This window comes from Psychrobacter sp. T6-4 (assembly GCF_052258425.1).
Lineage (GTDB): Bacteria > Pseudomonadota > Gammaproteobacteria > Pseudomonadales > Moraxellaceae > Psychrobacter.
Genome location: NZ_JBQQEZ010000015.1, coordinates 20,006 through 32,325 on the forward strand (window position 1 = coordinate 20,006; position 12,320 = coordinate 32,325).

The 12,320-nt window shown below is 44.0% G+C and carries 10 protein-coding genes and 1 pseudogene; 1 reads left to right on the forward strand and 10 read right to left on the reverse strand.

All coding sequences use genetic code 11. The features are described from left to right. Positions 1-121 precede the first annotated feature (121 nt). From ACTXGE_RS10845 to queC, 8 genes are all read right to left on the reverse strand, one after another. Positions 122-1,222, reverse strand: a complete 1,101-nt coding sequence (locus tag ACTXGE_RS10845; RefSeq protein WP_317198561.1) for a DUF475 domain-containing protein — start codon at positions 1,220-1,222, stop codon at positions 122-124. A gap of 373 nt (positions 1,223-1,595) precedes the next feature. Beyond that, the gene (locus ACTXGE_RS10850; RefSeq protein ID WP_317198560.1) at positions 1,596-2,171 is read right to left on the reverse strand and encodes a TerD family protein; all 576 of its coding nucleotides are present in this window, start codon (positions 2,169-2,171) and stop codon (positions 1,596-1,598) included. Positions 2,172-2,299: 128 nt separating this feature from the next. Next, complete coding sequence (gene rlmKL, locus ACTXGE_RS10855; protein WP_443543416.1) at positions 2,300-4,594, reverse strand: bifunctional 23S rRNA (guanine(2069)-N(7))-methyltransferase RlmK/23S rRNA (guanine(2445)-N(2))-methyltransferase RlmL; 2,295 nt, start codon at positions 4,592-4,594, stop codon at positions 2,300-2,302. 157 nt (positions 4,595-4,751) lie between these two features. Then, positions 4,752-5,939 carry a mechanosensitive ion channel family protein gene (locus ACTXGE_RS10860; protein WP_443543414.1) on the reverse strand — a complete coding sequence of 396 codons (1,188 nt, stop codon included), beginning with the start codon at positions 5,937-5,939 and terminating at the stop codon, positions 4,752-4,754. A 116-nt stretch (positions 5,940-6,055) separates the two neighbouring features. Next, positions 6,056-7,549, reverse strand: coding sequence for a dihydrolipoyl dehydrogenase (locus ACTXGE_RS10865; RefSeq protein ID WP_443543412.1), 1,494 nt, complete (start codon positions 7,547-7,549; stop codon positions 6,056-6,058). A 67-nt stretch (positions 7,550-7,616) separates the two neighbouring features. Next, positions 7,617-8,114, reverse strand: coding sequence for a peroxiredoxin (locus ACTXGE_RS10870; protein ID WP_443543410.1), 498 nt, complete (start codon positions 8,112-8,114; stop codon positions 7,617-7,619). Between the two features lie 147 nt (positions 8,115-8,261). Continuing rightward, positions 8,262-8,591 carry a hypothetical protein gene (locus tag ACTXGE_RS10875; RefSeq protein ID WP_443543408.1) on the reverse strand — a complete coding sequence of 110 codons (330 nt, stop codon included), beginning with the start codon at positions 8,589-8,591 and terminating at the stop codon, positions 8,262-8,264. Between the two features lie 151 nt (positions 8,592-8,742). After that, on the reverse strand, positions 8,743-9,480 hold the full coding sequence (gene queC, locus ACTXGE_RS10880; RefSeq protein ID WP_443543406.1) for a 7-cyano-7-deazaguanine synthase QueC: 738 nt from the start codon (positions 9,478-9,480) through the stop codon (positions 8,743-8,745). Positions 9,481-9,600: 120 nt separating this feature from the next. Between queC and ACTXGE_RS10885 the strand changes: the two are divergent. Beyond that, a pseudogene (locus tag ACTXGE_RS10885) lies at positions 9,601-9,930 on the forward strand (tRNA 2-thiocytidine(32) synthetase TtcA); the annotation flags it as partial. 46 nt (positions 9,931-9,976) lie between these two features. On the opposite strand, the gene ACTXGE_RS10890 reads toward ACTXGE_RS10885, so the two are convergent. Both ACTXGE_RS10890 and ccoG read right to left on the reverse strand, forming a co-directional pair. Further along, positions 9,977-10,564, reverse strand: a complete 588-nt coding sequence (locus tag ACTXGE_RS10890) for a FixH family protein (protein ID WP_317198553.1) — start codon at positions 10,562-10,564, stop codon at positions 9,977-9,979. A 77-nt stretch (positions 10,565-10,641) separates the two neighbouring features. Beyond that, positions 10,642-12,048 (reverse strand): cytochrome c oxidase accessory protein CcoG, encoded by a 1,407-nt coding sequence (gene ccoG, locus ACTXGE_RS10895; protein WP_443543403.1) that lies wholly within the window; start codon positions 12,046-12,048, stop codon positions 10,642-10,644. Positions 12,049-12,320: the final 272 nt, after the last annotated feature.

A 12,320-nucleotide genomic window follows, 5' to 3' on the forward strand; every position in this document is an offset into this window, starting at 1 on the left:
ACTCGTAACTTAACGATACTTCTGCACATTAAAAACGCTGCTATTTGGCTTTTGCCCTAAGTTTAGAGTAAAAAAATAGGTTATATCAACGGTGTCGATATAACCTATTATTAATACTTTGCTAATCCAGCTGCCGAATCTTTGGGTCAGCATCGTCAGCAGGGTTTAGCAGAGCCTCCATCTTACGATGCTTAAGCGAGGCTAGTAGCGCCCAACCAATAAAGGCAATACCGATAAGACCAGTGATCAGCTCTGGCACATGGAACTTGACGGACAGTAGCATGATGACGGCGAGCGCACCGATAGCATAGTGAGCGCCATGCTCAAGATAGATAAACTCATCAAGCGTGCCTTTATCGACCAAAAAGATCGTCATTGAACGTACAAACATCGCACCAATGGCCAGACCTAACATAATGACGATAACGTCGTTGGTAATTGCAAAGGCGCCAATCACACCGTCAAAACTAAATGAGGCATCAAGCACTTCTAGATATAAGAAACCGATAATACCGCCGCGCATAATAGCGCTAGTCGCTTGACCGGTACTATTGCCTTGCTCATCTAGCTCCTCTTCAAGATCACCTTCTAGCATTCCAGAGATAACTTGAACGCCCAAATAGACCAAAATACCCCAAACTCCTGCGATCAATACTGCAGCCGCTTGCGTCTCTGCTGCAAAGGATACGGCAATCATTAACACAATTAGCGCCACAAAGACACTCATCGCATCGACTTTACCTAGCTTTGCAAGGCGGCTCTCAAGCCACTCAAACCAATGAATGTCCTTGTCATCGAAGACAAAGTTTAAAAATACCAGAAGCAAGAAGATACCACCAAAGGCTGAAATCTCAGCATGATGCGCCATCAAGCGAGCTGAGTACTCTTCAGGATTGTTCAATGCCAAATCAATAACTTGCATCATACCCAAGTCAGCAGTCACTGCGACAATAACGATAGGGAAGACCAGACGCATACCAAAGACGGCGATCAAAATACCGATGGTCAAGAAGATCATCTTCCAAAACTCATCCCAGCCTTTGAGCACTGAGGCGTTAACGACCGCATTATCAAAGGATAACGAGATCTCCATCACCGCCAAAATAGCAGTAATCGATAGCGTAGCGATTAGCCCGCCGATACCACCATGTGAATATCCCCACCAAGCGGCTACTGCCAAGGCAATAGCGGTGAAGATAAAATCTAAATAAAAATGTCTCATGACACATCCTGTCTGATTGTACAGTGCAATATAAAAATCAAGTGGCTAAGTACGTGCCTTTTAAAGACACACACTATAAAAAGGTAGCTGTTATAAGCCACCTCAAAGATAGTTTAAATAGCGTCTCTAAACATGCAGTGTTTAAGTAAAAGCCATTATATAGCGTTTAATAATGAATACTAATAATGATGTCGACGCTACGTTCTAAATCTAGCTATATGTATTGTGGCAAAATGCCAAATATAAAGTGCTTGACCTTATATTTGGCAAGTCGTTACACAAAAATACGATAACAAGTGCGATCAGTAATAGACCATCACTTGATATCGTATAAATACCAGCAGCTAGATTAAATAACTATTGATAAGCTATACTAGATATCAACACCGTACTGCTGACACATAGCTTGCAAGCCACCTGAATAGCCTTGACCGACGGCGCGAAACTTCCATTCGCCATTGTGACGATACACTTCACCAAATACCATCGCGGTTTCGACAGAATAGTCCTCTGCTAAGTCAAAACGAACCACTTCAGTGCCGCTCTCTTCATTAACGACGCGGATAAAAGCATTGGCAACTTGACCGAAGTTCTGACTACGAGCAGCAGCGTCATGAATAGTCACAGTCACTACCACCTTGTCGACGTCGCTTGGTACTTGGGTCAGATTGACTTTAACCACTTCATCATCGCCATCACCTTCGCCTGTGCGATTATCGCCAGTGTGTTCGACTGCGCCATTGTCAGATTTGAGCTGATTATAAAAGATAAAGTCATGATCACCGCGTACTTTGCCCGCCGTATTTAATAAAAACACGCTAGCATCAAGATCGAATTCGGCACCAGAGGTCGCGCGCTCGTCCCAGCCAAGACCAATCAGCAATTTGGTTAGATTGGGATCAGTTTTGGTGAGCGATAAATTACCGCCTTTATTTAATGATAAAGCCATAGTGGCATCCTTTTTATTAGAATAAATGTATTTACTGACATCGAATCAATATCATCATAATTCAGTAACGCTCTATCATAACAACAAAAAAAGGGCGAATCAAAGCAGCATTAACGGTGTTTTGGTTATCAGCGCTGACGTATCTCAAAGCTTTGATGGATAGGTTTTTTGATATTAAAATCAAAGCCAATGGTCTGATGCGTGATATCTGTAATGTCATAGCGCTCAAGCAACTGCTCGTCCAATTCAAAACGGGTAAAGTTGTTTGAGAAGTAGAGCACACCATCAGCAGTCAAACGATTCATCGCGCGATTGATCAAGGCAGCATGATCACGCTGGACATCAAAGGTGCCTTGAAACTTTTTAGAATTAGAAAAAGTCGGCGGATCGATAAAGATAACGTCAAACTGCTCAGTATTGTCTTTGATCCACTCAAAAATATCGGCAGCGACAAAGGCGTATTTACTACCGCTCAAGTCTAAGCCATTCAGTGCAAAGTTTTGCTTACCCCAATCGAGATAATTTTGTGACAGATCGACGCTGGTGACTTTTTTGGCACCTGCAAGCGCAGCGTGGACGCTGGCAGTACAAGTATAGGCAAACAAATTGAGCACCGATTTGCCGCGACTATTAGCCTTAATACGCGCGCGCATATTACGGTGATCGATAAACAAGCCGGTATCGAGGTAGTCGGTAAAGTTGACATAAAAATAAGCGTCGTCTTCACGTACGATATAGAACTTACCTTTTTTCTCAGTAGTGGCCTGTTTGCTGTATTGATCGTTGCCAGATTGACGGGCGCGAGTCTTGATAAAAACTTGCTCACGGTTGATATTAAGCACCTCACGAATACCCATTAGCGCAAGATTAAAGCGTTTTTTAGCGGTTTCTGGTGGTATGGTTTTGGGCGGCGCATACTCCTGTACGTGCGCGTAATCGCCGTAGAGGTCGATGGCGACTTTGAAATCTGGCAGATCAGCATCGTAGACGCGCACATTACTAACGTTATCTTTTTTAGCGAGTTTTTTGAGTTTGCTCAGATTTTTTTGCAAGCGATTGATAAAGTCTTGACCTTCTTCGACATCGATTTCGCGCTTCTCAAACTGTTTGACCAGATTGCCTGCTTGCGCTGCAATCAGTTTGCCGTAGCGAAAATAAACGGTGATTGCACCATTATGACAGCGTAGAGTTTGCGGCTCTTTGATCGGTAAGATATCGACTTGCTCGACATTGGCGGCCAAAATACCGAGCATAGGATCAACACCGCTACCTGCGAAGCTATCTTGGATAATGAGTCCTAATGATTGGTACAGCGGTCTTATCATATCCTCTTCACCTAAGCGCTCGCCATAGGGCGGGTTAGTGATAATTAGAGGATTGCTCAAGCGACCATCTTGCGCCATAGGACGTAGCGTGCTTTTGAGCTGATTCAGCGCCTGCGTCTCGATATCGAGTAGGGGCAGCAAGTCTTGAAGACCTGCTGCAATTACATTTTTTTCGGTGGCGATAATAGCGCCTGCATCCGCATCAAACCCTAAGATAAGCGGCAAGGTATCAGGCTGCTCAAGGGCAATAGCTAGCGCCTCGCAATGACGAGTTTGCGCCTCATCTATCATCGCCTGCCATAGCGTCTCATCATGATGCTGCCACTCATAAAAGCCAAACTGATTCGCTGCTTTGTCAATGCCGACTGCGTAATCACAATGCATGAGCAGGGCTTCGATAATAAAAGTACCCGAGCCGCACATAGGATCTACAAGAGCGTTATAGAAAGGCGTACCATCGTTGTTTTTTTGGTGCCAGCCTGCACTATAGAGTAGAGCGGCGGCCAAGTTTTCTTTGAGCGGGGCGTCGGTCATAGCGACGCGATAGCCGCGGCGGTGCAAGCTAGTACCAGATAGATCTAGATACAGCTCAGCTTGCTTATCATTAACAGTTGCAAATATCGCAAAATCTGGGTTTTTGCTATCGACGTTAGGACGACTCTCAAAAGCTTCATTAAAGGTGTCGGCAATGGCGTCTTTAACCCGCAGCATCGCAAATTGCTGGCTGACGGCTACGCGCTTATCAACAGACAGGCGAATAGCAAAGGTCTGCTCTAAGCTAAATTGCTCAGTCCAATTGACGGACTTGGCGAGGCTATATAGCTGCTCTGCGACATCGTATTCAGTATTGATGTTTTTGCGCTTAATGAGCATAAGCACTCTAGACGCCACACGCGACCACAGACAAATAGTGTAGAGGTCACGTAGCGTACCCGTTACCGTCAGACGCCCAGTGCTTTTGATATCGCTTGCAATACCGAAGCTATCAAGCTCAGTTTGCAGCGGCGTCTCAAGGCCATCGGCACAGGTAATGATAAAATCGTAAGATAGCTCCGTTGATGCTACTGGAATGGAGGCGGGCGCGGTTGGTTCGGTCATACAGATACCTGGCTAAAAAAGCGAATCAAAGAATAATAAGATAACCGACGATTTTATCACACATCAAGCGTTATCGCTTAAGAGTAGTTGTTAAAGCAAATTTACAACACGACTTTTTAGAAAAAAAGGAGTGGATGTAACATCAGATACTCTAAGCCTACTTACTATCTTTGGTTAAAGACACATCAGGCTCTATAGATTGCGTCGTTGTCGCAAAAGGCTTGGTCGGGATAGGGTAGTCAACGTCTTTTGGCATGAGCAGACGCATGTGCGGATAAGGGGTTGAGATACCAGCGGCATCAAAAGCATTTTTAATATGCTCTTGCATGTCCTCTTTAATCTTGGGCATGCGGGCGACTGAGGCGGGTTTGACCCAAAAGCGCACGATAAAAAACACGCCATATTCGCCAACTTCAGCTACAGTCGCTGAGGGTTCAGGACGCGAGAGTACCACTTCTGTGTCGGTAAGTACCCCAAGTATTTGCTCACGTGCCTGACTGATATCATCTTCAAAAGCGATACGCACGCGCACGTTAAAGCGCACAAAGTTCTTGGAGGTCAAATTGGTGACCTCAGAGGAGGCCATGTTGGAATTGGGAATAATTACAGTGATATTGTCACGAGTCAAAATATGCGTCGTGCGCAGGGCTATGACCACTACGCGTCCCTCATTGCCATTGATATTGATCCAATCGCCGACCTGAAAGGATTGCTCAAGCAAAATAGTAATACCCGCGATAAAGTTGGCAAGCGTAGACTGCGCGGCGAAACCAACTGCCAAACCGACAATCCCTAAACCTGCAACCAGTGAGACAATATCAAAACCAAACTGCGCCATGACGCTGGCTAGACCCAGCACCAGCAAGATGACGGATAATATATTTTTGAGAAGCTGCTCAATGGAGGCATTTAGCCCATAATGCTGAAGCACTCTATGAATAATTTGACCTGATGAGGTCCAGAGTACGTAATAAATACCCGCCCAAATGCAAGCCTTAGCAGTGGCTTTTACGGTAGCAGGTTCAAAATTAATCTGACTCATAATAGCAATGAGACTTGCCACAATCCAGATATAGCGCAGTACTGAGCGCATGATTTTTTCGCGGCGATCACTTAGGTGAATGCGCTCTTTATTATGCTTGATTAAGTAGATAAGCAGCCAATAAAAAAACCCCAATACCGCAAGCAGTATTAGGATTTTGATACCAGTGCTGACCAGATCAACGACTTGAGAGGACCAATCAAGAGAGTCCTCCTCTACCGAGCCACCAATTGCTAAATACAAGCTGGTATAGAGATCACGCAATATCTCCTTAAAAAAATCAGCAATACCAGCGAATGTCATTGTTTTATACAAGCCTTGTTAAGTCGTGAGCTACTGGTTTTAGATCAGTAAATGAATGAGTCATTACCAGTTAGTCTCAAACTAAGTTATTTGTATACTCATTATACTGTCAAAGACTAAGAGTTATCCTTATGAGTGTCAAGAGCCTGGTAAGGAATATCCATCTGGTGTTGAACATCGCGTAGTGCTGTGCGTAGTCCTTCCAAAATAGTAGGGTGATAAAAAGGTGCATCTAGCAGCTGCTTTACCGTGATGCGATTGGTAATCGCTGTAGCTAATATGTGACCTATGTATTCTGCATCCGGACCTACCATGCTTGCACCCAATACTTTGTCTGTCTTTTTACAGCCGTAAATATGCAAAAGACCACAGTTAACACCCATAATGCGGCTACGCCCTTGATTGTCGAAGCTGGCTTTACCTATGACGTACTCAAGCTCTGGACTCTCTTCTATTTCTGGTATAGACATGCCCACACTTAGAATCTGAGGCGCGGTAAAAATGATGGATAAAAGAGGAGATGATGGGCGAATGTAGGCATCACTTTTATTATCACAGGCAATACTGCCAGCACTATAACCTTCATCACTAGCGACATGCAAAAAGGGTTGATGGACATTAGCGTCGCCAACGATGTAAACCTGAAGATCGCCAATCTGACCTGTATGTGTGTCGAGGTCTTTAGGTCTATTTTTTTCGTCTAATTCAACGCCGAGATTCTCAACTCCTAGCTGTTTAATGTTATTACTTCGCCCTGTTGCGACCAGTACATAATCGCCTTGCCAATGACCTTCATTACCATCTTTGTCAGTATATTTGATAGAGGCGACTAATTGCTTGTTGTCATCGACCTCACTATCAATTTCTGTAATTTTGCTACCAAGTTTCATATCAAGATCAGTACTTAAACAATCAATAGCTTTTGCATTAATCTTTTTGTCTTTTAGACCAGCCACGCCGTCATTACGGTTAAACAAAGTAATAGCAACGCCTAAACGACTAAAAGCATGAGCAAGCTCTAAACCTACTGCGCCTGCGCCAATGACGGCAATCGAATCAGGCAAGTCTGACAACTCAAACACGGTGTCAGAAGTCAGTAACGTATCGCCAAGCTTGTCCGCCCAGCCCTCAGGTATAAACGGCTTACTCCCTGTTGCAACGATGATTTTGTCAGATTTAATGAGCTCGTCATTGACTTCAATGAGACCATCTTTATTGATATGCGCGCGTCCTGCTATTTTTTTATCATCAGGCCAGCTATCGACTTGTTTTTCAAGAAAGCTCTCAAAGTGACTACGCTCTGCTTGAACGCGTGCCATCACCTGTTTGCCGTTGATAGTCACGTCACTATGAATTCCAAACTCTTCAGAGTACTTGGCTTCATGGGCGCGCTCTGCCGCTGCAATGAGTAGTTTACTTGGCATGCAGCCTACAGTGACGCAAGTCGTTGTCCAGTAGCCTTCATTAATAATGACTGTATTTTTGATATCTTTGTTGGCTTGACGAAAAGCATTCTGTCCCGCTGTGCCTGCACCGATAACGGCGACTTTAACTTCGCGAGTAATGTCTTTTTTGCTTGAGTTTTCGTTAGTCGTTGAGTCGTTATTCATAATAGTCCTAGATAAGTAATTTTTATTTTAATGACATAAGTGTTTTAGTTTTGAGATATCTAAAGCTCTAAGGGGTTAAAGTATCCAATAATCTATCGGTATAGCCTTTGGCACGTAGATTGCGCTGCGCGTGAGTCAGGTCACCTTGCTTATCAAAGATAAAGGCCGATCGCACCAGCCCCATAGTCTTTTTGCCATACATGTTTTTTTCTTTGATAACATCAAAGTACTGGCATAGTCTCTCGTCAGTATCGCTAATGAGCGGGATATGCAGGTCATGCTTGTCGATAAAGCTTTCGTGAGAGTCAACGCTATCATGAGAGACACCAATAATACTATAGCCTAGATCTTCAAAGGTGCTCACATGAGTTGTAAACTCAGTGGCTTGCAAGGTGCAGCCTGGCGTATTGTCTTTGGGGTAAAAATAAAGTATCAGTCCTTTGTCTGTATGCGCGCTCAGCTCTTTTAGACTAATGTTATCCTCAATAAAGTGACCATCAAGCTTACGTACTAAGGTGACAGGAAAGTCTGGTAACTCGATCGTCTCTGAAGTTGGTTTTGCCATAATAGATCTACCTTTTTTGTTGTAGTTTGCTTATCGCATATCAGTCTTACACTTTGCTTAGATATTGGCAACGGCTAGCAACAAAAAAAGACTGGTAGTGACCAGTCTTTTATAAATCTTTACTTAAGCTCAAATAGCAAATATAAACTATGCAGGTTTTTGCGGTGACTTGAGATCTAAACCTGTCGTACATTGTTGCAAATCTCTCTGCATTTTTTTGACATAAGGTAGGCCTGAGGGATCTTTTTTGTCCATGGCATAGCTTTCAATCTCCCACATCTGACCGATCGTCATATTGCTGCGCACACCAATAGTGCAATTACACAGCTTAGTCGCAGTGCTTTTATCAGCAACTTTATATTTGACTGCGCCATTGACACAGGTATTGATATTGTCCTGCTTGATATTAGTTGCGTTCGCTTGTGGAATAGCCACAAGACCGAGCAGGGCTAAGGGTAGTACGTGCAACACCTTCATAATAATCCTTTAATTAACAACAAACGTCATCATAAGATAGCAATTATAGGGCATAAATAAAACCGTAGGCGTGCTGTCATGATGCAATCAAATGTTACGCTTTTATGCACAAGCTTCGTCTATAAGATAGGCTCTGCAACCGTTGTTATCATCATCGATAGTATGTAGGATCAACCGCACCTGCTTGAGCGAACCCCTGACGGCGTAGCACGCAGCTGTCGCAAACACCACAAGCGCGGCCTTGGGCATCGGCTTGATAACAAGATATGGTTTGAGCATAGTCAACGCCAAGTGATAATCCAAGCTCGATTGTTTGCGCTTTGGAGAGCTGTTGCAGTGGGGTTTGAATGCTCAAGTGATGGCCTGTGACGCCCGCTTTGGTCGCAAGATTCGCCATGGTTTCAAACGCGGCAATATATTCAGGGCGACAATCTGGATAGCCTGAATAATCAACCGAGCTGACCCCGATGACGATATGATTGGCATCAGCGACTTCAGCGACGGCTAAAGCGTAGGATAAAAATATAGTATTGCGCGCTGGCACGTAAGTATTTGGAATCGCGTCATTATCGATCTCATCACGTTTTTTGTGGGAGAAGGTATCAGTATCGCCATCTGGTACGATCATGCTGTGATCCGTAAGCGAGGAGCCGCCAAGTTGCGCAATATCGATATCGATGACGCGGTGATCGACTCCAGCCGTTTGCGCAATAGACTTTGCTGCGACAAGCTCGCTATTATGACGCTGACCGTAGTTGAAACTGACGGCGGTCACACTAGCATAACGTGCCTTTGCCCAATACAGGCAGGTCACAGAATCTAGGCCGCCCGATAGTAGGACAACGGCATTTTGTGCGCTATCGATAGTATTAGAAGTGGAGTCAGTCATAAGCCTCTCGTTATATTGCGTAACGTCTAGTCTCACGTGTGACGCTTGCTACTAGAAGTAATATTTGCGAATAAAGCGCGCTATTTTAGCAAATTTACCGTCAAGATATAAGCATAGTATAATGATATGCTACGCGACTGGGATGACGCACATCTACAGCGCTTGGCCTCGATATTTAAAGCCATGCAAAATGTAGCCCCGTCACAGCTGGCAGATCGAGAACTGTTTGATTTTGAAGGACTAAACTTAGCGCGCAATGATAATGAGCGTGCTTTTGAGGGGCAAAACATACAAGTGGGACAAAGCGCTAGTCTCAAAAAGATGAATCTACCAGTGGCTCCATCAACTCAAGACTTTCACTCAAAACCGACTCAAAGCGGCGATAGTAGTCATTTGCCAAAACATCACAATGCCATGCAAAAAATTCCGACAATCAACCCTATCCTCTAAACACAAAAAAACCAGCGGTTTATAAGCTGGTTTTTATTTGATGCTTTTAAGAGCTTGATTTGTCAAATACAGGCAACGGATCAAAACTAACCTCAGAGCGTGGTAGCCGCGCCACATCACGCATACGCCAATCAGCTGCGCCATCACTACTCACTTGTAGATAGTACTTGGCTTTGAGCGGGTCAATATCGACTTGAGCCGTATATTTATTACCGTCTTGATGTTTTAATACCACATCGCGATCTTTTTTGATATCAGTGGCATGAGAGATGGACAATTCTAGAGTATCAGGGTAGGTAAGCGCTGTGCCATTTTTGAGGGTACCTGTCTGCACACTTTGTTCAGGATAGTTGAGATAAAAGACAATATCGCCGTTCTCTGAAAAGCGCATATCACCATGCAACTCTAAATCGTAAGTGAGCTTATCTCGCGATACGTCATGATACAGAGTTTTGCCATCCATATACCAATCATCGCGCACCACGCTATCGCGAATCTGATAAGAGTAATACACGAAAAAAATACAAGCGACGACCACAAAGGCGGGTAAGCCAATGACAAAGATGATCACCATGTAGTTCTTGTACCAAGGCTGACTATCCTGATGCTTAAAGTTCGGTGATGAAGTAGACATAAAACACCTGCTATATAATTAATGACGTAACTTACTGTTTATTAACTATCAAGGTACTAACGAACAAGACCAAGTCATTAGTCTTGAGTGATAAAGACATTATCCTTACTCACGCTATACTTACCATCTTCGCTGACGACATTCAAAGTAATAGGCGTTTGTCCAGGTTCTACGACAGCAGGGTCGCCATAAACGCTAACGGACATATCAAAGCTCTCGCCAGCTACTAGTGGCACATCATTAAAGCGTAGCTGCAAACTTAAACCATCTTGTGGTTCCAAGGTAATCTTGTAGGTGTGTTCATCTTGAGTTTTGTTCGTTAACTTGACGATGTAGCTGTTCTCAATCATACCTTGGGCGTTAATAGACGATAGCTGATTGCGATCACGGCGAATATCGATCTCTAAGGGTACGCGATCAGTCAGGGCAAAGATAAGCCCGCCGCACAAAATAGCAAGCAGTGCTAAATACGCGAACAGGCGAGGACGCAGCACGCGACTAGGTTTCTTTTCAGCCAGCTGGCGCTCAGTAGTATAGCGGATTAGGCCACGCGGATAACCGACTTTGTCCATGATCTCGTTACAAGCATCGACGCAAGCGGCGCACTGGATGCAAGCCACCTGCAGACCGTCTCTAATATCGATACCTGTTGGGCAGACCTGTACACACATAGTACATTCAATACAGTCGCCTAGATGGTCAGGATTGGTGCCCTTTTTACGTGGACCACGTGGTTCGCCGCGCTCGTAATCATAGGAGACAATCAAAGTATCTTTGTCGAACATGACGCTCTGAAAACGGCCATAAGGGCAGATCTGGATACACATCTGCTCACGCATATAGCCTGCATTGGCATAGGTGGCGAAGGTAAAGATAAACATGGAAACCCATATCCAAGTCGGCCAATCGGGAAAAGGGATAAACCCTAGCATCTGCCAACTACCAAAAATATACTCAGTACCAGCGACATAACTGACAAAGGTGGCTGCGGTGATAACAGAGAGTATGAACCAAATCAAATACACTAAACTACGCTTAAACACTTTGGTTGGACTCATTGGGGCTTTATCGAACTTGATACGCTTATTACGATCGCCAATGACCCATTTTTCGATATGCTGGTACAAATGTGTCCAAATAGTCTGTGGACAAGCATAGCCGCACCATACACGCCCTGCAAATACGGTGACCATAAACAAAGTAAACGCAGCAATTAATGCAAAAGCGGCGATAAAGTAAAAATCTTGGGTCAAAAACGTCATACCAAAGATATAATAATGCTGAGAGGGTACATCAAACCAAATCGCTTGCCGCCCATCATAACGCAGCCACGGCAACAATAAAAACAACGCCAAAAAAAAGTACATACTAGCGACGCGAATATTTTGATAAAACCCTGTCACAAACCGAGTATGGACACGCTGTTTGGTCGCATCTAGGTCAATTTGTTTGATAGGGATTTTATTAGATTGCGATTCTGACATGACATGCCTCTCAAAAGAATCAGTCTACTATGAGCCATAATAGCTATGTATAGCGCCGCTCAATAAGTACGGGTTTAAAACCTCGATTGTGCTCGCTAAAAAACAGGCTACCGATAACAGATATTTTATCATTACCCCTACTATAAATGGGGAGATAATCAAAAAAAACAATCGCTTATCGCAGCATTAAAAAGTAATGATTGAAATACTAACGACATCACAACGCTAAATACAGGTATATAAAAAAATATAAAAAAGGAGAGCTGCAATAA

Excerpts from the sequence above, each read along its gene's own strand:
- rlmKL (WP_443543416.1), bottom strand. The coding sequence starts at position 4,594 with ATGACCGAACCAACCGCGCCCGCCTCCATTCCAGTAGCATCAACGGAG.
- ACTXGE_RS10860 (WP_443543414.1), bottom strand. The coding sequence starts at position 5,939 with ATGACATTCGCTGGTATTGCTGATTTTTTTAAGGAGATATTGCGTGAT.
- ACTXGE_RS10845 (WP_317198561.1), bottom strand. The coding sequence starts at position 1,222 with ATGAGACATTTTTATTTAGATTTTATCTTCACCGCTATTGCCTTGGCA.
- ACTXGE_RS10870 (WP_443543410.1), bottom strand. The coding sequence starts at position 8,114 with ATGGCAAAACCAACTTCAGAGACGATCGAGTTACCAGACTTTCCTGTC.
- ACTXGE_RS10850 (WP_317198560.1), bottom strand. The coding sequence starts at position 2,171 with ATGGCTTTATCATTAAATAAAGGCGGTAATTTATCGCTCACCAAAACT.
- ACTXGE_RS10875 (WP_443543408.1), bottom strand. The coding sequence starts at position 8,591 with ATGAAGGTGTTGCACGTACTACCCTTAGCCCTGCTCGGTCTTGTGGCT.
- queC (WP_443543406.1), bottom strand. The coding sequence starts at position 9,480 with ATGACTGACTCCACTTCTAATACTATCGATAGCGCACAAAATGCCGTT.
- ACTXGE_RS10890 (WP_317198553.1), bottom strand. The coding sequence starts at position 10,564 with ATGTCTACTTCATCACCGAACTTTAAGCATCAGGATAGTCAGCCTTGG.
- ccoG (WP_443543403.1), bottom strand. The coding sequence starts at position 12,048 with ATGTCAGAATCGCAATCTAATAAAATCCCTATCAAACAAATTGACCTA.
- ACTXGE_RS10865 (WP_443543412.1), bottom strand. The coding sequence starts at position 7,549 with ATGAATAACGACTCAACGACTAACGAAAACTCAAGCAAAAAAGACATT.